Source organism: Enterobacter sp. BNK-22, assembly GCF_048684805.1.
Lineage (GTDB): Bacteria > Pseudomonadota > Gammaproteobacteria > Enterobacterales > Enterobacteriaceae > Enterobacter > Enterobacter quasiroggenkampii.
In genome coordinates, this window is sequence record NZ_JBLQTT010000001.1 from 4,115,056 (window position 1) to 4,134,507 (window position 19,452).

Genomic DNA, 19,452 nt, shown 5'->3' on the forward strand with positions numbered 1-19,452 from the left:
AGCAGGAAGGAACAGCATGACTGATGTAACTGTAAAATCGCTGGCTGCTGAGATTCAGACCTCCGTGGACCGCCTGGTACAGCAATTTGCTGATGCAGGGATCCCGAAGTCCGCTGATGACTCGGTGACCGCGCAAGAAAAACAAACCTTGTTAACGCACCTGAACCGTGAACACGGCTCTACGCCTGACAAGTTAACGCTGCAGCGCAAAACGCGTAGCACGTTAAACATCCCTGGTACCGGTGGCAAAAGCAAATCGGTACAAATTGAAGTCCGCAAGACGCGCACCTTTGTAAAACGTGATCCGCAAGAGGCAGAACGCCTTGCTGCGGAAGAGCAGGCACAGCGTGAAGCGGAAGAACAAGCTCAGCGTGAGGCGGAAGCAGCCGCCAAACGTGAAGCAGAATTAAAAGCTGAACGTGAGGCCGCAGAAAAAGCGAAACGCGACGCAAGTGATAAAGTGAAGCGTGACGCTGCGGAAAAAGACAAAGTGAGCAATCAACAGACAGACGAAATGACCAAAACCGCCCAGGCTGAAAAAGCCCGCCGTGAAAATGAAGCTGCCGAGCTGAAGCGTAAAGCGGAAGAAGAAGCCCGCCGTAAGCTGGAAGAAGAAGCTCGCCGCGTCGCCGAAGAAGCGCGTCGTATGGCTGAAGAAAATGAGAAGAACGGTGTTGATACCGCTGAGCAGTCTGAAGACACCAGCGACTATCACGTGACCACTTCTCAGCACGCACGTCAGGCTGAAGATGATAACGACCGTGAAGTAGAAGGCGGCCGTGGCCGTGGTCGTAATGCAAAAGCAGCGCGTCCGGCGAAAAAAGGTAACAAGCACGCTGAATCCAAAGCTGACCGTGAAGAAGCACGCGCGGCGGTTCGCGGTGGTAAAGGCGGCAAGCGTAAAGGTTCCGCTCTGCAGCAGGGCTTCCAGAAGCCGGCTCAGGCCGTTAACCGTGACGTTGTGATCGGCGAAACCATTACCGTTGGCGAACTGGCGAACAAGATGGCGGTTAAAGGCTCTCAGGTCATCAAAGCGATGATGAAGCTGGGCGCGATGGCAACCATCAACCAGGTGATCGATCAGGAAACTGCACAGCTGGTTGCGGAAGAGATGGGCCACAAAGTTATCCTGCGTCGTGAAAACGAGCTGGAAGAAGCAGTAATGAGCGACCGTGACACAGGTGCTGCGGCAGAACCGCGCGCACCGGTAGTGACCATCATGGGTCACGTTGACCACGGTAAAACCTCTCTGCTTGACTACATTCGTTCTACCAAGGTTGCCTCTGGCGAAGCGGGTGGTATTACCCAGCACATCGGTGCATACCACGTAGAAACTGACAACGGTATGATCACCTTCCTGGATACCCCGGGCCACGCCGCGTTTACCTCTATGCGTGCTCGTGGTGCTCAGGCGACGGATATCGTTGTTCTGGTTGTTGCGGCGGACGACGGCGTCATGCCGCAGACCATCGAAGCTATCCAGCATGCGAAAGCAGCCGGTGTGCCGGTTGTGGTTGCCGTGAACAAGATCGATAAGCCAGAAGCGGATCCCGATCGTGTTAAAAATGAACTTTCCCAGTACGGTATCCTGCCGGAAGAGTGGGGTGGCGAAAGCCAGTTCGTACACGTGTCTGCGAAAGCGGGTACCGGTATCGACGAACTGCTGGACGCGATCCTGCTGCAGGCCGAAGTTCTGGAGCTGAAAGCCATCCGTAACGGTATGGCGAGCGGTGCGGTTATCGAATCCTTCCTGGATAAAGGACGTGGCCCGGTTGCTACCGTTCTGGTTCGTGAAGGTACGCTGCATAAAGGCGATATCGTTCTGTGCGGTTTCGAATACGGTCGCGTTCGTGCGATGCGTAACGAACTGGGTCAGGAAGTGCTGGAAGCGGGTCCGTCCATTCCAGTGGAAATCCTGGGTCTGTCCGGTGTTCCGGCAGCCGGTGACGAAGTGACCGTTGTGCGTGACGAGAAGAAAGCGCGTGAAGTGGCACTGTATCGACAGGGCAAATTCCGTGAAGTTAAACTGGCTCGTCAGCAGAAATCTAAACTCGAGAACATGTTTGCCAACATGACCGAGGGCGAAGTTCACGAAGTGAACATCGTGCTGAAAGCCGACGTTCAGGGCTCTGTGGAAGCGATCTCCGACTCCTTGCTGAAACTGTCTACCGACGAAGTGAAAGTGAAGATCATCGGTTCTGGCGTAGGTGGTATCACCGAAACCGACGCAACCCTGGCTGCTGCGTCCAACGCTATCCTGGTTGGCTTCAACGTTCGTGCGGATGCGTCTGCGCGTAAAGTGATTGAATCCGAAAGTCTGGATCTGCGCTACTACTCCGTCATCTATAACCTGATCGACGAAGTGAAAGCAGCGATGAGCGGCATGCTGTCTCCTGAGCTGAAACAGCAGATCATCGGTCTGGCTGAAGTACGTGACGTGTTCAAATCACCGAAATTCGGTGCGATCGCGGGCTGTATGGTTACCGAAGGTAACATCAAGCGTCACAACCCAATCCGCGTACTGCGTGACAACGTGGTTATCTACGAAGGCGAGCTGGAATCCCTGCGCCGCTTCAAAGATGACGTTAACGAAGTCCGTAACGGCATGGAATGTGGTATCGGCGTGAAGAACTACAACGACGTTCGCGTTGGCGATATGATCGAAGTGTTCGAGATCATCGAAATTCAGCGTACCATCGCTTAATTACCGATTGTAAGCCGGGATCGCCTCGCGCCACCCGGCAATAATTTCAAAAAGGGGCTTTAGCCCCTTTTTTGTCTGGAGAATTTATTATGGCGAAAGAATTTGGTCGCCCTCAGCGCGTAGCGCAGGAAATGCAGAAAGAGATCGCACTCATTCTGCAACGTGAAATTAAAGACCCACGCGTCGGCATGATGACCACCGTTTCCGGTGTGGAAATGTCCCGTGACCTGGCCTATGCCAAAGTGTTCGTCACCTTCCTGAACGATCAGGACGAAGCCGCAGTGAAAAACGGCATCAAAGCGCTGCAGGAAGCGTCTGGTTTCATCCGCTCTCTGCTCGGTAAGGCGATGCGCCTGCGTATCGTGCCTGAACTGACCTTCTTCTACGACAACTCGCTGGTCGAAGGTATGCGTATGTCCAACCTGGTGACCAGCGTGGTTAAACATGACGATGAGCGTCGTGTTAACCCGGCGGACGACAGCAAGGAGGACTGATGAGTCGTCCTCGTCGTCGTGGTCGCGACGTGCATGGTGTGCTGCTGCTGGATAAACCCCAGGGCGCTTCCAGCAACGACGTGCTGCAGAAAGTTAAGCGTATTTATAACGCCAACCGTGCGGGCCACACCGGCGCGCTCGACCCGCTGGCAACCGGCATGCTGCCGGTCTGTCTGGGAGAGGCGACAAAATTTTCCCAGTACCTGCTCGACTCCGATAAGCGTTACCGCGTTATCGCTAAGCTGGGCCAGCGCACGGATACCTCCGACGCGGATGGTCAGGTCGTGGAGGAGCGTCCGGTGACGTTCAGCGCGGAGCAGCTTGATGCGGCGCTGGAGAGCTTCCGTGGGGATACGATGCAGGTACCGTCGATGTATTCGGCGCTGAAGTATCAGGGGAAAAAACTCTACGAATATGCGCGCCAGGGCATTGAGGTCCCGCGTGAAGCCCGTCCGATTACCGTGTATGAGCTGCTCTTTATTCGCCACGAAGGCGATGAGCTGGAGCTGGAAGTGCACTGTTCGAAAGGGACCTATATTCGCACCATCATCGACGACCTCGGTGAAAAACTGGGCTGCGGCGCGCATGTGATTTACCTGCGTCGTCTGGCGGTGAGCAAGTACCCGGTGGAGCGGATGGTGACCCTGGAACATTTGCGCGAGCTGGTTGAACAGGCTGAAGCGCAGGGGATCGCGCCGGCAGATTTGCTGGATCCGCTGCTGATGCCGATGGACAGTCCGGCTGCGGACTTCCCGGTTGTTAATCTTCCTTTAACATCGTCCGTTTACTTTAAGAACGGCAACCCGGTTCGTACGGCGGAGGCACCGCTGGAAGGCTTGGTACGCGTGACCGAAGGTGACGAAGGGAAATTCATCGGGATGGGCGAAATGGATGGCGAAGGGCGCGTTGCGCCGCGTCGTCTGGTCGTCGAATATCCGGTCGACGCGTGACGGTGATAACGGCTCACCTTGCGATAAGCAGGGGAGACGAGTAGAATATCGCCGCTTAACGCCTGGTAAATTGTTTAACAATCTGCGGGGCGTACATGGGATTGCTGAATTAGAGATCGGCATCCTTACATTCTTTATACTTTGGAGTTTGAAAATGTCTCTAAGCGTTGAAGCTAAAGCTAAAATCGTTTCTGAGTTTGGTCGTGGTACTAACGACAGCGGTTCTACCGAAGTTCAGGTTGCACTGCTGACTGCACAGATTAACCACCTGCAGGGTCACTTTGCAGAGCACAAAAAAGATCACCACAGCCGTCGTGGTCTGCTGCGTATGGTTTCTCAGCGTCGTAAACTGCTCGACTACCTGAAACGTAAAGATGTTGCACGCTACACCGCGCTGATCGAGCGTCTGGGTCTGCGTCGCTAATTCTTGCGAGTTTCAGAAAAGGGGGCCTGATGGCCCCTTTTTTCAAGCAGACGGCAGCAATTCACTGGAAACTATTGTATTGTTGCTATAAATGATCTTCATTGCAGAGGTTCGCGCGGCTAATGAGAGGCTTCACCCAGGGGGGTGTTGGTTGTCATTAGTCGCGAGGATGCGAAGAAGGTCGGGTCAAATCGACAGCACACCGGTGGTGTGCTGTCAAACATTTAAGAAAGGACAGAACTTTGCTGAATCCGATCGTTCGTAAATTCCAGTATGGTCAACATACCGTCACGCTGGAAACCGGCATGATGGCACGTCAGGCTACTGCTGCCGTTATGGTAAGCATGGATGACACCGCGGTATTCGTTACCGTTGTGGGCCAGAAAAAAGCTAAACCAGGTCAGGACTTCTTCCCGCTGACCGTTAACTACCAGGAGCGTACCTACGCTGCCGGTAAAATCCCGGGTGGCTTCTTCCGTCGTGAAGGCCGTCCAAGCGAAGGCGAAACCCTGATCGCGCGTCTGATTGACCGCCCGGTTCGTCCGCTGTTCCCGGAAGGCTTCGTTAACGAAGTACAGGTTATCGCGACCGTTGTTTCCGTTAACCCACAGGTTAACCCGGACATCGTGGCGATGATCGGTGCGTCCGCTGCCCTGTCACTGTCTGGTATTCCATTCAATGGCCCAATCGGTGCCGCGCGCGTCGGTTACATCAATGACCAGTACGTGCTGAACCCAACTCAGGAAGAGCTGAAAGAAAGTAAGCTGGACCTGGTGGTTGCGGGTACCGAAGCCGCTGTGCTGATGGTTGAATCCGAAGCAGAACTGCTGAGCGAAGACCAGATGCTGGGCGCTGTGGTCTTCGGCCATGACCAGCAGCAGGTTGTTATCCAGAACATCAACGATCTGGTGAAAGAAGCCGGTAAGCCACGTTGGGACTGGCAGCCAGAAGCAGCAAACGACGCGCTGAATGCACGCGTTGCAGCTCTGGCAGAATCTCGTCTGAGCGATGCGTACCGCATCACTGACAAACAGGAGCGTTACGCTCAGGTTGACGTGATCAAGTCTGAAACTATCGCAACGCTGGTTGCTGAAGACGAAACGCTGGATGCTAACGAGCTGAGCGAAATTCTGCATGCTATCGAGAAAAACGTTGTTCGTAGCCGCGTTCTGGCAGGCGAGCCGCGTATCGATGGCCGTGAAAAAGACATGATCCGTGGTCTGGATGTGCGTACTGGCGTGCTGCCACGTACTCACGGTTCCGCGCTGTTCACCCGTGGCGAAACGCAGGCGCTGGTTACCGCGACCCTGGGTACGGCACGTGACGCACAGATCATCGACGAACTGATGGGCGAGCGTACTGACAGCTTCCTGTTCCACTACAACTTCCCTCCGTACTCCGTAGGCGAAACCGGTATGGTTGGCTCGCCGAAGCGTCGTGAAATTGGTCACGGTCGTCTGGCGAAGCGCGGCGTGCTGGCAGTCATGCCAGAAGCAGACAAATTCCCGTACACCGTACGTGTGGTGTCTGAAATCACCGAATCCAACGGTTCTTCTTCTATGGCTTCCGTGTGTGGTGCCTCTCTGGCGCTGATGGATGCAGGCGTGCCAATCAAAGCCGCCGTTGCGGGTATCGCAATGGGCCTGGTGAAAGAAGGCGACAACTATGTTGTTCTGTCTGACATTCTGGGCGACGAAGACCACCTGGGCGATATGGACTTCAAAGTGGCGGGTTCCCGCGACGGTATCTCTGCGCTGCAGATGGATATCAAAATTGAAGGTATCACCAAAGAGATCATGCAGGTTGCTCTGAACCAGGCTAAAGGTGCGCGTCTGCACATCCTGGGCGTGATGGAACAGGCTATCAACGCGCCACGCGGTGATATCTCTGAATTCGCACCGCGTATTCACACCATCAAGATCAATCCAGATAAGATCAAAGATGTTATCGGTAAGGGCGGTTCCGTAATCCGTGCGCTGACCGAAGAGACTGGCACCACCATCGAAATCGAAGATGACGGTACTGTGAAGATCGCAGCAACCGACGGCGAGAAAGCGAAATTCGCGATCCGTCGCATCGAAGAAATCACTGCAGAAATCGAAGTGGGCCGCGTCTATGCAGGTAAAGTGACCCGTATCGTTGACTTTGGCGCGTTCGTTGCCATCGGTGGCGGTAAAGAAGGTCTGGTTCACATCTCTCAGATCGCTGACAAGCGCGTTGAGAAAGTGACCGATTACCTGCAGATGGGTCAGGAAGTACCGGTTAAAGTTCTGGAAGTTGATCGCCAGGGCCGTATCCGTCTGAGCATTAAAGAAGCAACCGAGCAGTCTCAGCCAGCTGCTGCGCCAGAAGCACAGGCCGCAGAACAGCAAGGCGAGTAAGTTGCCATTTGCCCTCCGCTTTGCGGAGGGCCTATTATCAGGCAGGACGCCTTGTTAAGCCGCCGGGGGACAGGACGTTCATCCAATAGTTGTCTTCGGGAGTGGGAAATGAAGCCTTTTTTGCGCTGGTGTTTCGTTGCGACAGCTTTAACGCTGGCAGGATGCAGCAACTCTGCCTGGCGTAAGAGCGAAGTCCTCGCAGTGCCATTGCAACCGACTTTGCAGCAGGAAGTGATCCTGGCACGCATGGAACAAATACTTGCCAGTCGGGCTTTAACCGATGACGAACGCGCACAGCTTTTATATGAGCGCGGAGTGTTGTATGATAGTCTCGGTCTGAGGGCATTGGCGCGAAATGATTTTTCACAAGCGCTGGCTATCCGACCTGATATGCCTGAAGTATTCAATTACTTAGGCATTTATTTAACGCAGGCAGGCAATTTTGATGCTGCCTATGAAGCGTTTGATTCTGTACTTGAGCTTGATCCAACTTACAACTACGCGCACTTGAATCGCGGTATCGCATTGTATTACGGCGGTCGTGACAAGTTAGCGCAAGATGATCTGCTGGCGTTTTATCAAGACGATCCTAATGATCCTTTCCGTAGCCTGTGGCTTTACATCGTTGAGCGGAAGCTTGATGAGAAGCAGGCAAAAGAGGCACTGAAACAGCGCTTCGATAAATCGGACAAGGAACAGTGGGGATGGAACATTGTCGAGTTCTACCTGGGCAACATTAGCGAAGCAACGCTGATGGAACGCCTCAAGGCGGACGCAACGGATAACACCTCGCTCGCTGAGCATCTCAGTGAAACCAACTTCTATTTAGGTAAGTACTACCTAAGTCTGGGGGATAAGGACAGCGCTACGGCACTGTTCAAATTAGCGGTTGCTAACAACGTACACAACTTCGTTGAGCACCGTTATGCATTGTTGGAATTATCGCTCTTGGGCCAGGAGCAAGACGACCTGGCAGAATCGGACCAGCAATAGCTGACGACATAAACATCAGCCCGTAATCTTTTGATTGCCATCACCTTAACTGGTGAGGGCGTTGTTGTTCGTCAATACACCTACTTTGAGCCGGTTCACACTTTTCAATGAAAATTGCTAATCATTTTCACGATGAGCTAAGTAGACTGGCCGCCATTGACATTGAGGCACTCGTACTACATGGCTGAATTCGAAACCACTTTTGCAGATCTGGGCCTGAAGGCTCCTATCCTTGAAGCCCTTAACGATCTGGGTTACGAAAAACCATCTCCGATCCAGGCTGAGTGTATCCCACACCTGCTTTCTGGTCGTGACGTGCTGGGCATGGCCCAGACTGGTAGCGGTAAAACTGCAGCGTTCTCGCTGCCGCTGCTGAACAACATTGATCCGGACCTGCGTGCACCGCAGATCCTCGTTCTGGCTCCAACCCGTGAACTGGCTGTTCAGGTTGCAGAAGCCATGACGGAATTCTCTAAACATATGCGCGGCGTAAACGTGGTTGCCCTGTACGGCGGCCAGCGTTATGACGTGCAGTTACGCGCCCTGCGCCAGGGCCCACAGATTGTTGTCGGTACGCCGGGCCGTCTGCTGGATCACCTGAAGCGCGGTACCCTGGACCTCTCTAAACTGAGCGGTCTGGTACTGGATGAAGCAGATGAAATGCTGCGTATGGGCTTCATCGAAGACGTTGAAACCATTATGGCGCAGATCCCGGACGGTCATCAGACCGCGCTGTTCTCTGCAACCATGCCGGAAGCTATCCGTCGCATTACCCGCCGCTTCATGAAAGAGCCGCAGGAAGTGCGTATTCAGTCCAGCGTAACCACTCGCCCGGACATCAGCCAGAGCTACTGGTCTGTGTACGGCATGCGTAAAAACGAAGCGCTGGTACGTTTCCTGGAAGCGGAAGATTTTGATGCGGCGATTATCTTCGTTCGTACCAAAAACGCGACCCTGGAAGTGGCTGAAGCCCTGGAGCGTAGCGGCTACAACAGCGCAGCGCTGAACGGTGACATGAACCAGGCCCTGCGTGAGCAGACTCTGGAGCGTCTGAAAGACGGTCGTCTGGATATCCTGATTGCAACCGACGTGGCAGCACGTGGTCTGGACGTTGAGCGTATTAGCCTGGTTGTTAACTACGACATCCCGATGGATTCCGAGTCTTACGTTCACCGTATCGGCCGTACCGGTCGTGCGGGTCGTGCTGGCCGTGCGCTGCTGTTCGTTGAGAACCGCGAGCGTCGTCTGCTGCGCAACATCGAACGTACCATGAAGCTGACCATTCCAGAAGCGGACCTGCCAAACGCAGAGCTGCTGGGCAAACGCCGTCTGGAAAAATTCGCCGCCAAAGTACAGCAGCAGCTGGAAAGCAGCGATCTGGATCAGTACCGCGCGCTGCTGTCGCAGATTCAGCCTGTTGCTGAAGGCGAAGAGCTGGATATGGAAACCCTGGCTGCAGCACTGCTGAAAATGGCTCAGGGCGAACGTAGCCTGATCGTGCCACCAGATGCGCCGATGCGTCCTAAACGTGAATTCCGTGACCGTGACGATCGCTTCGAACGTCGTGGCGACCGTAACGATCGTGGCCCACGTGGTGACCGTCCAGAGCGTGGTGGTGAAGACCGTCCACGTCGTGAACGTCGCGACGCAGGTGACATGGAACTGTACCGCATTGAAGTGGGCCGTGATGATGGCGTTGAAGTTCGTCACATCGTTGGCGCGATCGCTAACGAAGGTGACATCAGCAGCCGTTACATCGGTAACATCAAGCTGTTCGCATCCCACTCTACCATCGAGCTGCCAAAAGGCATGCCGGGTGAAGTACTGCAGCACTTTACGCGTACCCGCATCCTGAACAAGCCGATGAACATGCAGCTGCTGGGCGATGCACAGCCACGTCCTGACCGTGGCGGCGAACGTCGTGGCGGTGGTCGCGGTTTCGGCGGCGAGCGTCGTGAAGGCGGTCGCAGCGAAGGTCGCGGTGGTGAAGGTCGTCGTTTCTCCGGCGAGCGCCGCGAAAGCCGTGGTCCACGTCGTGAAGAAGGCACCAGCCGTCGTCGTTTTGGTGACGCGTAAGCCTTACGCTTCTGACGTAAAGTAAAATATACAGCCCCGATACATGCTATCGGGGCTTTTTTTATTCCCTTTGTACTCTTGTACTGGTACAGTGCGTCACATTAAAATGCAGAACCGCATGATTGACTGGAGAAAAGGCTGTATGGCGACACTAACCACCACCCAAACGTCACCTTCGCTGCTTGGCGGCGTTGTGATCATCGGCGGAACCATTATAGGTGCCGGGATGTTCTCCCTGCCCGTGGTCATGTCCGGTGCGTGGTTCTTCTGGTCGCTGGCCGCGCTGGTCTTTACCTGGTTCTGTATGCTTCATTCCGGGCTGATGATCCTCGAAGCCAACCTGAACTACCGCATTGGCGCGAGCTTTGACACCATTACCAAAGACCTGCTGGGCAAAGGCTGGAACCTGGTGAACGGTCTGTCCATCGCGTTTGTGCTCTATATCCTGACCTACGCATATATTTCGGCGAGCGGTTCGATTCTGCATCACACCTTCTCTGAGATGTCGCTGAACGTTCCGGCGCGTCTGGCCGGGCTGTGCTTTGCGCTGGGCGTGGCGTTTATCGTCTGGATGAGTACCAAAGCGGTAAGCCGGATGACGGCAATCGTACTGGGCGCGAAGGTCATCACCTTCTTCCTGACCTTCGGCAGCCTGCTGGGGCACGTGACGCCCGCCACGCTGTTTAACGTTGCCGAAGTGAATACCTCCTATACGCCGTACCTGCTGATGACGCTGCCGTTCTGTCTGGCGTCGTTCGGCTACCACGGTAACGTGCCGAGCCTGATGAAGTACTACGGCAAAGATCCGCGCACCATTGTGAAGTGTCTGGTCTACGGCACGCTGCTGGCGCTGGCGCTGTATGTCATCTGGCTGCTCGGAACGATGGGCAACATCCCGCGCCCGGAATTTATCGGTATTGCGCAGAAGGGCGGTAACATTGACGTGCTGGTGCAGGCGCTGAGCGGCGTGCTGAACAGCCGCAGCCTGGATCTGCTGCTGGTTATCTTCTCTAACTTTGCGGTGGCGAGCTCTTTCCTCGGCGTGACGCTGGGCCTGTTTGACTACCTGGCGGATCTGTTCGGCTTTGATGATTCTGCGATGGGGCGCTTCAAAACCGCACTGCTGACCTTCCTGCCGCCGATTGTGGGCGGCCTGCTGTGGCCGAATGGCTTCCTGTACGCCATCGGCTACGCCGGACTGGCGGCAACCATCTGGGCGGCGATTGTGCCGGCGCTGCTGGCGCGTAAATCACGTAAACGCTTCGGTAGCCCGAAATTCCGCGTCTGGGGCGGTAAGCCGATGATTGCGCTGATCCTGGTGTTCGGCGCGGGCAATGCCCTGGTACACGTGCTGTCGAGTTTTAATCTGTTGCCTGTCTATCAGTAAATGCAAAGCCCGGTGGCGCTACGCTTACCGGGCCTACAGGGATCGCGTAGGCCGGATAAGGCGTAGCCGCCATCCGGCAAAAAACTACCCCACCAACTCCTCCTTCACCTGCATGGCCAAATCAAACGAGTGCAAACGCGCCTGGTGATCGAAAATCTGGCCGTTAACCATAATTTCATCCGCCTGCGTTTCACGCAGCACCGCCTCCAGCCCGTGACGCACTTTCGCTTTATCGCCAACTAGCGACATGCTCAGCGCCTGTTGAACGCCATACTGCTCTGAAGCTGACCACAGCTGATGCATATTCTCCACCGGTGGCGGAAGCTGGCCCGTCTCCCCGCGACGCAGCTTCACAAACGCCTGCTGCATGGAGGTGAACAGGAATTCCGCGTCGCGATTGCTGTCGGCAGCAATGATGTTGATACACACCATCGCGTACGGTTTCTCCAGACGCTCGGACGGTTTGAAGTGCGTACGGTAAAGATGCAGCGCCTGATGCAACATATCCGGCGCGAAATGGGAGGCAAACGCAAACGGCAGCCCCAGCTGTGCGGCGAGCTGCGCGCTGTAGAGGCTTGAGCCCAACAGCCATACCGGGATCTTCTCGCCGTAACCCGGTACCGGGCGCACGTGCGGGTTCGGGTCACGCGCGTCGAACCAGTCCACCAGTTCGGCCACGTCGCGCGGGAAGTTGTCGATATCGCCGCTCATATGGCGACGCAGGGCGCGCATGGTCGGCTGGTCGCTGCCCGGCGCACGGCCAAGCCCCAAATCGATACGGCCCGGATAGAGGGTATTCAGCGTGCCGAACTGCTCGGCGATCACCAGCGGGGCGTGGTTCGGCAGCATCACGCCGCCGGAGCCCAGGTGCAGCGTGGTGGTATTTGCCGCCAGATAACCAATCAGTACCGAGGTGGCGGCGCTGGCAATGCCCACCATGTTGTGGTGTTCGGCCAGCCAGTAGCGGTGATAGCCACGCTTTTCGGCCAGCTGAGCCAGATCCAGAGAGTGCGAAAAGGCTTCTCTCGCCGAGGAGCCTTGTGGGATCGGCGCCAGATCCAGCACCGAAAACGGAAAGGTTTTGTCAGTCATAACAGCTCACTTTGTCGACGGTGAATCTTTAATACTGCATTAAAAAATGATAACCGTTGTTAACAAAGTGAGCCTTTTTTAGGCCTGAAGTTCCAGCCCGGCCAGACGCTTCCAGTAGCCGTTACAGTCGCTGTTCGCCGTCAGCGGCAGCGGAGCGGCACCGTTTTCGTTAGCGCGGAAGGCGTCCAGCATCGCGAACACGCCGGTATCGAGCGGCGACAGGCGCACCATATCTACCAGCCCGTCCATCGACGCCAGCTCGTTGCCGAGGTTATAGACATAGCCGCTCATGGTCTGAATACCGTTGAGAACAAACACCTGCTGGTTCTCCTGCGACAGCATGCTGCGCCCGTTTGGGTACTTAATGCAGCAGGTTTCGCACTCGTCTTTCGGACGGTCTTCCGAGCGCGCGGTAAAGCAGCGGGCGGAATAGGCCAGCGGCAGATGCCCGTAGCTCAGCACTTCCACTTCAAACTTGTTGCGAATGCCCAGATCTTCGCACTGCGTGAGCAGGTTTGCCAGCCAGTCGCGGGAGAGTTCCACCGGCATGCACCAGCGCGTCATGCCCTGTTTGAGCAGCAGGCGCAGGGTCACGGCGTTGTAGCAGTTCAGGGCATGGCCCGCGACAAACGGCAGACTGCGTTCGGCGCACATGTTCACCACGCCGAGATCGCTCGCTTCCAGCAGGAACTCGCCGTTCTCTACGTAGCGTTTCAGCTCGCCCAGTTCAGAAGAGGCCTGCACCAGCGCGAGGGTGGAGAGCACGACCTGCTTGCCGCTGCCGGCCAGGCTTTTCGCCATCTCCAGCCAGTCGCCCACTTTGGTGGCGCGGCGCTTGCTGCACACCGCCTCGCCGAGGTAAATCACATCGGCGCTGCTGGTGGCGGCCTGTTGGTAAAAATCTTCCAGCGTCTCTTTTGGCCAGTAGTAGAGCACCGGCCCTAATGAATATTTCATAATTTTCTCACTGCCATTTACGGTGATACGCGCCCAGCGTGGTTTGCGTGCCTTCGGACATCGATCCGAGCGTCTCCATCCAGGCCTGCTGCGGAGCGTAGTTCTGCGGGTCCGCCATGCAGCGGTCGATGGCCTGACGCCACACTTTCGCCACCTGGCTCACGTAGGCCGGGCTACGCTGACGACCTTCGATTTTCACCGAGGCAATATTGGCCGCCAGCAGTTCCGGCAGCAGCTCCAGCGTGTTGAGGCTGGTGGGTTCTTCCAGGGCGTGGTAACGCTCGCCGTCGACCAGATAGCGGCCTTTACACAGGGTGGGATAACCGGCGTTTTCACCGTCCTGATAGCGGTCGATCAGCACCTCATTCAGGCGGGATTCCAGCCCCTGCGGCGTTTGCTGCCAGCGGACAAAGCGGGCAGGGGAGCAGGCCCCGACGGTATTTGGCGACTCGCCGGTCAGATACGAGGAAAGATAGCAACGGCCTTCGGCCATAATGCACAGACTGCCAAAGGCAAAAACTTCCAGCGGCACTGGCGTGACGCGTGCGAGTTGCTTAACCTGATGGATAGAGAGCACGCGCGGCAGCACCACGCGGGCCACGTCAAAGTTTCGGTGATAAAAACGCACGGCCTCTTCGTTGGTGGCAGATGCCTGAACAGAGACGTGGCGCTCAATATGGGGATAGCGTTCTGCCGCATACTCAAGCATGGCGAGGTCGGCCAGAATCAGCGCATCGGCACCCAACTGTGCCGCCATATCCACCGCGCGCTGCCAGCGGGCGTACCCGTCAGGATGAGCAAAGGTATTGATGGCGATATGCAGCTTGCGGCGGTGCTGGTGAACGAAGTTAACGGCTTCCTGAAGCTTTTTCTCCGTAAAGTTGAGGCCAGCAAAATGGCGGGCATTGGTGTCATCTTTTAGCCCGATATAGACCGCATCGGCCCCATTTTCGATGGCCGCCTTAAGCGCCGGAAGGTTTCCGGCAGGGCAGAGCAGCTCCATAATTTATCCTGATGTTGTCGATCGCAAAAATGTTAACGAGCTGGGATTTTAATTAACCCATACGCGACAATTTTTGATTTAAGGCAGCTAATGGCGTATTGATGGCACCAATAATGAGGTTGTCCGGACGACGGTTTGTTGATTTACGCCGCTATGTTGTGCGTCGGATATGGCAAAATAGCAGGACTATAGATATCAGGGAGTAAAGCTCGTGCTGGATAAACTGCGTTCACGTCTCGTACAATTTGGCCCATCAATGCTGAGCGTGCCGGTCAAGCTGGCGCCGTTCGCGCTTAAACGTCAGGTGCTGGAGCAGGTCCTGAGCTGGCAGTTCCGCCAGGCGCTGCAGGATGGCGAGCTGGAATTCCTGGAAGGCCGCTGGTTGAGCATTGAGGTGCGTGACATCGGGCTGCGCTGGTTTACCTCCGTTGAGAATGACCAGCTGATCGTCCGCGAAACCGCCGAGGCGGACGTGAGCTTTAGCGCCAACGCCAGCGATCTGCTGATGATCGCCGCGCGTAAACAGGATCCGGATACACTCTTCTTCCAGCGTCGTCTGGTGATTGAAGGTGACACGGAGTTGGGCCTGTACGTGAAGAATTTAATGGATGCCATTGAGCTGGAGCAGATGCCGAAAGCGCTGCGCGTGATGTTGATGCAAATGGCAGATTTCGTTGAGGCCGGGCTGAAAGCCCCGCCGGACAGTAAACACACTTCAGTAGGTGAGCCATGCTGATTCGAGTCGAAATAGGGATTGATGCGCCGGGGATCGATGCGCTGCTGCGCCGTGCTTTCGCGAGCGATGCCGAAGCCCAGCTGGTCCACGATCTCCGCGAAGACGGTCTGATTACGCTGGGGCTGGTCGCCACCGATGACGAAGGTCAGGTGGTGGGCTATGTTGCCTTCAGTCCGGTCACCGTTCAGGGCGAAGAGCTGCAGTGGGTCGGTATGGCACCGCTGGCGGTGGATGAAAACTATCGCGGGCAGGGGTTGGCGCGTCAGCTGGTCTATGAAGGGCTGGATTCGCTCAATGAGTTCGGTTATGCGGCCGTTGTTGCGCTGGGCGATCCCGCGTTCTATGGCCGTTTAGGCTTCGAGCAGGCCGCGCATTACGATCTGCGCTGCCGCTGGCCGGGTACGGAATCCGCGTTCCAGGTGCACCGTCTGGCGGACGACGCGCTCAACGGCGTCAATGGCCTGGTCGAGTACCACGACCATTTCAATCGCTTTTAATCAGGCTCTCGCGTAGCGCCTCAAAGGAGCCGTCTCCGGTCACGAGGCGCTCTTTCTGGCGCTTCGTCAGCTGTTTGATGCGGTATTCCAGCCTGAGCGCCAGCGATCGGTCACCGACGGGCGCCGAAAAGGCGAGCTGTAATTCCCCTTTCCCCCGCAGCGCTTTTGCCCCTTTCCCCGTTTGATGTTGTAAAAAACGCCGCGCCACATCGGTGGTGATCCCGGTGTAGAGTGCGTTATCAGCGGTTCGGACAAGATAGAGAAACCAGCACACGGTAAACAGATTCAGTATGTTAAGGTGAACGCACCATAGCATGAGAGAGAACGAAAATGGAAACACTGGCAGCCATCAACCGCTGGCTGGCGAAGCAGCACGTCGTCACCTGGTGCGTCTACAGCGAGGGTGAGATGTGGTGCGCAAACGCGTTTTACTACTACGATCCGGAGCGCGTCGCGTTTTATGTCATGAGTGAAGACAAAACGCGTCATGCGCAGATGACCGGCCAGCAGGCGAAGGTCGCGGGCACGGTGAATGGACAGCCGAAAACGGTCGCGCTGATCCGTGGAGTACAGTTTAAAGGGGAAATCCGTCGTCTGGACGGAGAAGAGAGCGACGCGCGTCGTAAGCACTACACGCGCCGCTTTCCGGTTGCCGCTGCGCTAAAAGCCCCGGTGTGGGAAATCCGCCTCGATGAGCTGAAATTTACCGACAACACCCTGGGCTTTGGCAAGAAGCTGCACTGGCTACGCGCCGAGCAGGCGTAGCGCTTCGCGGTTAAACGCCGGGAGATCGTCCGGGGTCCGGCTGGTGATCAGCTGGTCTTTGTCGTTGACCACCTCCTGATCGTAAAATTCGGCGCCCGCATTTTTCAGATCGATAACGATCGGTTTCACCGCCGTGAGCTTACGCCCGCGGACAACCTCCGCGCTGATGAGCAGCTGCGGGCCGTGACAGATGGCAAAGACCGGTTTGCCGGTAGAGACAAAGTCCCGGGTGAAGGTCACGAAGCGCTCGTCTCCGCGCAGGGAATCCGGTGAATGGCCGCCGGGTAACAGCAGTGCGTCAAAATCGGAGGGGCTAACGTTATCGATGGTCTCATCAATGGTTACGGTCGCCTCGCCCTTATGACCTGTCACCGTTTTGCCCGCTTCTTTCTCGATGGTGATGACCTCATGTCCCGCCTTGCGGAACGCCTCTGCAGGAGAGGTGAATTCTGAATCTTCAAACTCGTCGGTAATCAAGACTGCGATTTTCTTGCCCATGCTTCCTCCGTTGTTTTGGCTTCAGACTGATTTTTCTCCGCTTGTGGTAAATACTTACCTGTAACAGACTTCTAAGTGTGGTCGACGACGCTGAGTTCGCAAACGGACAATTCTGTAAAGGGGATACGATGAGTCAGGTACTGATTACCGGGGCTACCGGGCTAGTGGGCGATCATCTGCTGCGGCTGCTGATTCAGGATCGCCGCGTGAACTACATCGCCGCCCCGACGCGTCGACCGCTGGCGGACATCTCCGGCGTCTTTAATCCGCACGATCCTCAGCTGACGGATGCGCTGGCGCAGGTGCAGGATCCCATTGATATCGCGTTTTGCTGTCTGGGCACCACGCGGCGGGAGGCGGGGAGCAAAGAGGCATTTATCCACGCCGACTATACGCTGGTGGTGGACACCGCGCTTACGGCGAAAAAGCTGGGGGCCAGACATTTTCTGGTGGTCAGCGCGCTGGGCGCCAGTGCCGGATCGCCTTTCTTCTACAACAAGGTGAAGGGCAAGATGGAGGATGCACTGATTGCGCAGAAATGGGAGCAGCTGACGATTGTGCGCCCCTCGATGCTGATCGGCCACCGCGACGAGCGTCGCTTTAACGAGTCGATCCTGGCCCCGCTGTTTCGGATCCTTCCCGGCAACTGGAAAGCCATCGAGGCGCGGGATGTCGCGCGGGCGATGTTAAAAGAGGGACTGGCCCCGTCAAAAGCGGGCGTAAACATTATCCCTTCGGCAAAACTGCGTGAAATCGCGCAGGGCGAGGCGTAAACTCCCCCGGCTAATTACTCATACTCTCCGGGGAATGCTATGACTGGTCAGTCTTCATCTCAGGCGGCAACACCTGTTCAATGGTGGAAGCCCGCACTCTTCTTTCTCGTGGTCATTATTGGCCTCTGGTACGTGAAATGGCAGCCGTACTACGGCAAAGCCTTCACCGCCGCCGAAACGCACAGCATCGGTAAATCTATTCTCGCTCAGGCTGATGCCAATCCGCTTCAGGCGGCGTGGGACTATGCCATGGTCTACTTCCTTGCCGTCTGGAAGGCTGCCGTCCTGGGCGTGATCCTGGGCTCTCTGATTCAGGTGCTGATCCCGCGCAACTGGCTGGTGAAAACCCTCGGGCAGCCGCGCTTTCAGGGGACGTTGCTGGGAACGATCTTCTCCCTGCCGGGCATGATGTGCTCCTGCTGTGCTGCACCCGTAGCGGCAGGGATGCGCCGCCAGCGCGTATCAATGGGTGGCGCACTGGCATTCTGGATGGGCAACCCGCTGCTCAACCCGGCAACGCTGGTGTTTATGGGCTTTGTCCTGGGCTGGCATTTCGCGTTCATTCGTCTGGTGGCCGGACTGCTGACCGTGCTGGTGGTGGCGACGCTGGTGCAAAATCTGGTGAAGGATAAGATGCCAGAGTCCGCGTCTGTTGAGCTGGACGTCAGCGAGCCGCAGGGCGGGTTCTTTGCCCGCTGGGGCAGGGCGCTATGGCAGCTTTTCTGGAGCACCATCCCGGTCTATATCCTGGCGGTGCTGGTTCTCGGGGCGGCGCGCGTCTGGCTCTTCCCGCATGCGGATGGCGCTATCGACAACACGCTGTTGTGGGTCATTGCGATGGCCGTTGCAGGTTGTCTGTTTGTGATCCCTACCGCCGCAGAAATTCCCATTGTTCAGACCATGATGTTGGCCGGCATGGGCACCGCACCGGCGCTGGCGTTGCTCATCACTCTGCCTGCCATCAGCCTGCCGTCATTGATTATGCTGCGTAAGTCATTCCCGGCGAAAGCGCTGTGGCTGACCGCGGGGCTGGTGGCGTTGAGTGGGATGATGGTGGGGAGTATTGCGCTTCTGTGAAAAACGCCCGGTGGCGCTACGCTTACCGGGCCTACAAAAAAATCCCCTCACTTGAGGGGATTTTTTTATTTAATGTAAGTAAACGCGGTGGTGACGTGCTTCACGCCGCTCACCCGGCTGGCAATATCGGCCGCCGCTTTCCCTTCACGGTCGGTCACCAGACCCAGCAGGAACACTTCACCGTTTTCCGTCGTCACCTTCACGTTGGAGGATTTCACCTGGTCCGAACCCAGCAGCTGAGAACGCACTTTGGTGGTGATCCAGGTATCGGAAGAAGCATCACCCAGGCCAATTGGCTTGCCTTGACGCACTTCGTTAAACACCTCTGTGGTCCCTTCAACGCCCATCGCAATCTGTTTCGCACGCGAGGCGAGTTCCATATTCGGCGCCTGGCCTGCCAGCAGCACTTTGCCCTGGTAAGCCGTCACGTTGATACGCGCCTCTTTTTTGATCTGTTCGTCTTTCGACAGCGCACTGTTGACGCGCAGCTCCAGCGTACCGTCATCCACCTGTGTCCCCACAGAGCGCGGATCGGTTGCCGCTTTGGTGCCTACTGCGGCGGTACCCACAACGGCCGCAGCGATACATCCCTGAAGCAGTAATGCAGACATAAGGACTGCGAGGGTCGATAAAGCCTTCATAAGA

Annotated in this window: 20 protein-coding genes; 14 read left to right on the forward strand and 6 right to left on the reverse strand. The window is 56.4% G+C overall.

Going from position 1 to position 19,452, the window contains the following annotated elements:
* The first annotated feature begins 16 nt into the window (after positions 1 to 16).
* The 9 genes from infB to mtr all read left to right on the forward strand — a co-directional run bounded on the left by infB (position 17) and on the right by mtr (position 11,409).
* Positions 17 to 2,704, forward strand: coding sequence for a translation initiation factor IF-2 (gene infB / locus ACMGGE_RS19475; protein WP_045910098.1), 2,688 nt, complete (start codon positions 17 to 19; stop codon positions 2,702 to 2,704).
* An 89-nt stretch (positions 2,705 to 2,793) separates the two neighbouring features.
* The gene (gene rbfA / locus ACMGGE_RS19480) at positions 2,794 to 3,198 is read left to right on the forward strand and encodes a 30S ribosome-binding factor RbfA (protein WP_003024988.1); all 405 of its coding nucleotides are present in this window, start codon (positions 2,794 to 2,796) and stop codon (positions 3,196 to 3,198) included.
* Entirely contained in the window at positions 3,198 to 4,148 is a 951-nt protein-coding gene (truB, locus tag ACMGGE_RS19485; protein ID WP_069719909.1) for a tRNA pseudouridine(55) synthase TruB, read from the forward strand. The genes rbfA and truB overlap by 1 nt, the downstream gene beginning before the upstream one ends.
* A gap of 154 nt (positions 4,149 to 4,302) precedes the next feature.
* Positions 4,303 to 4,572 (forward strand): 30S ribosomal protein S15, encoded by a 270-nt coding sequence (rpsO, locus tag ACMGGE_RS19490; protein ID WP_003861789.1) that lies wholly within the window; start codon positions 4,303 to 4,305, stop codon positions 4,570 to 4,572.
* A gap of 242 nt (positions 4,573 to 4,814) precedes the next feature.
* Positions 4,815 to 6,953 (forward strand): polyribonucleotide nucleotidyltransferase, encoded by a 2,139-nt coding sequence (pnp, locus tag ACMGGE_RS19495; protein WP_045910096.1) that lies wholly within the window; start codon positions 4,815 to 4,817, stop codon positions 6,951 to 6,953.
* Between the two features lie 108 nt (positions 6,954 to 7,061).
* A complete protein-coding gene (gene nlpI / locus ACMGGE_RS19500) occupies positions 7,062 to 7,946 on the forward strand; it encodes a lipoprotein NlpI (RefSeq protein ID WP_008501476.1) in 885 nt (294 codons plus the stop codon).
* 107 nt (positions 7,947 to 8,053) lie between these two features.
* The gene (gene yrbN / locus ACMGGE_RS19505) at positions 8,054 to 8,134 is read left to right on the forward strand and encodes a protein YrbN (RefSeq protein WP_100122156.1); all 81 of its coding nucleotides are present in this window, start codon (positions 8,054 to 8,056) and stop codon (positions 8,132 to 8,134) included.
* Positions 8,127 to 10,022, forward strand: coding sequence for a DEAD/DEAH family ATP-dependent RNA helicase (locus ACMGGE_RS19510; protein ID WP_048028855.1), 1,896 nt, complete (start codon positions 8,127 to 8,129; stop codon positions 10,020 to 10,022). The genes yrbN and ACMGGE_RS19510 overlap by 8 nt, the downstream gene beginning before the upstream one ends.
* Before the next feature lie 142 nt (positions 10,023 to 10,164).
* Positions 10,165 to 11,409 (forward strand): tryptophan permease, encoded by a 1,245-nt coding sequence (gene mtr / locus ACMGGE_RS19515; protein ID WP_008501478.1) that lies wholly within the window; start codon positions 10,165 to 10,167, stop codon positions 11,407 to 11,409.
* Positions 11,410 to 11,493: 84 nt separating this feature from the next.
* Here the strand turns inward: mtr and ACMGGE_RS19520 are convergent, their stop codons facing one another.
* The 3 genes from ACMGGE_RS19520 to ubiU form a co-directional block, all read right to left on the reverse strand.
* Positions 11,494 to 12,501 carry a luciferase-like monooxygenase gene (locus tag ACMGGE_RS19520; RefSeq protein WP_420294059.1) on the reverse strand — a complete coding sequence of 336 codons (1,008 nt, stop codon included), beginning with the start codon at positions 12,499 to 12,501 and terminating at the stop codon, positions 11,494 to 11,496.
* A gap of 78 nt (positions 12,502 to 12,579) precedes the next feature.
* The gene (locus ACMGGE_RS19525) at positions 12,580 to 13,458 is read right to left on the reverse strand and encodes a U32 family peptidase (protein WP_420294060.1); all 879 of its coding nucleotides are present in this window, start codon (positions 13,456 to 13,458) and stop codon (positions 12,580 to 12,582) included.
* 7 nt (positions 13,459 to 13,465) lie between these two features.
* Positions 13,466 to 14,461, reverse strand: coding sequence for a ubiquinone anaerobic biosynthesis protein UbiU (ubiU, locus tag ACMGGE_RS19530; RefSeq protein WP_021242249.1), 996 nt, complete (start codon positions 14,459 to 14,461; stop codon positions 13,466 to 13,468).
* A 211-nt stretch (positions 14,462 to 14,672) separates the two neighbouring features.
* On the opposite strand from ubiU, the gene ubiT reads away from it, so the two are divergent.
* The gene (ubiT, locus tag ACMGGE_RS19535) at positions 14,673 to 15,197 is read left to right on the forward strand and encodes a ubiquinone anaerobic biosynthesis accessory factor UbiT (RefSeq protein ID WP_045910093.1); all 525 of its coding nucleotides are present in this window, start codon (positions 14,673 to 14,675) and stop codon (positions 15,195 to 15,197) included.
* Positions 15,191 to 15,694, forward strand: coding sequence for a GNAT family N-acetyltransferase (locus ACMGGE_RS19540; protein ID WP_045910092.1), 504 nt, complete (start codon positions 15,191 to 15,193; stop codon positions 15,692 to 15,694). The genes ubiT and ACMGGE_RS19540 overlap by 7 nt, the downstream gene beginning before the upstream one ends.
* Here the strand turns inward: ACMGGE_RS19540 and ACMGGE_RS19545 are convergent.
* Positions 15,681 to 16,010: a GIY-YIG nuclease family protein gene (locus ACMGGE_RS19545; RefSeq protein WP_008501484.1), complete on the reverse strand. Its 330-nt coding sequence runs from the start codon at positions 16,008 to 16,010 to the stop codon at positions 15,681 to 15,683. The genes ACMGGE_RS19540 and ACMGGE_RS19545 overlap by 14 nt on opposite strands.
* 14 nt (positions 16,011 to 16,024) lie before the next feature.
* Between ACMGGE_RS19545 and ACMGGE_RS19550 the strand changes: the two genes are divergently transcribed.
* Entirely contained in the window at positions 16,025 to 16,459 is a 435-nt protein-coding gene (locus tag ACMGGE_RS19550) for a YhbP family protein (RefSeq protein WP_008501485.1), read from the forward strand.
* Here the strand turns inward: ACMGGE_RS19550 and ACMGGE_RS19555 are convergent.
* The gene (locus ACMGGE_RS19555) at positions 16,439 to 16,957 is read right to left on the reverse strand and encodes a type 1 glutamine amidotransferase domain-containing protein (RefSeq protein ID WP_023333577.1); all 519 of its coding nucleotides are present in this window, start codon (positions 16,955 to 16,957) and stop codon (positions 16,439 to 16,441) included. The two genes, ACMGGE_RS19550 and ACMGGE_RS19555, sit on opposite strands and share 21 nt — an antisense overlap.
* A gap of 128 nt (positions 16,958 to 17,085) precedes the next feature.
* Between ACMGGE_RS19555 and ACMGGE_RS19560 the strand changes: the two genes are divergently transcribed.
* Positions 17,086 to 17,730, forward strand: coding sequence for an NAD(P)H-binding protein (locus ACMGGE_RS19560; RefSeq protein WP_045910091.1), 645 nt, complete (start codon positions 17,086 to 17,088; stop codon positions 17,728 to 17,730).
* A gap of 39 nt (positions 17,731 to 17,769) precedes the next feature.
* Positions 17,770 to 18,807 (forward strand): permease, encoded by a 1,038-nt coding sequence (locus tag ACMGGE_RS19565; protein ID WP_420294061.1) that lies wholly within the window; start codon positions 17,770 to 17,772, stop codon positions 18,805 to 18,807.
* Positions 18,808 to 18,872: 65 nt separating this feature from the next.
* Here the strand turns inward: ACMGGE_RS19565 and dolP are convergent, their stop codons facing one another.
* The gene (gene dolP, locus ACMGGE_RS19570; RefSeq protein ID WP_024906379.1) at positions 18,873 to 19,448 is read right to left on the reverse strand and encodes a division/outer membrane stress-associated lipid-binding lipoprotein; all 576 of its coding nucleotides are present in this window, start codon (positions 19,446 to 19,448) and stop codon (positions 18,873 to 18,875) included.
* Positions 19,449 to 19,452: the final 4 nt, after the last annotated feature.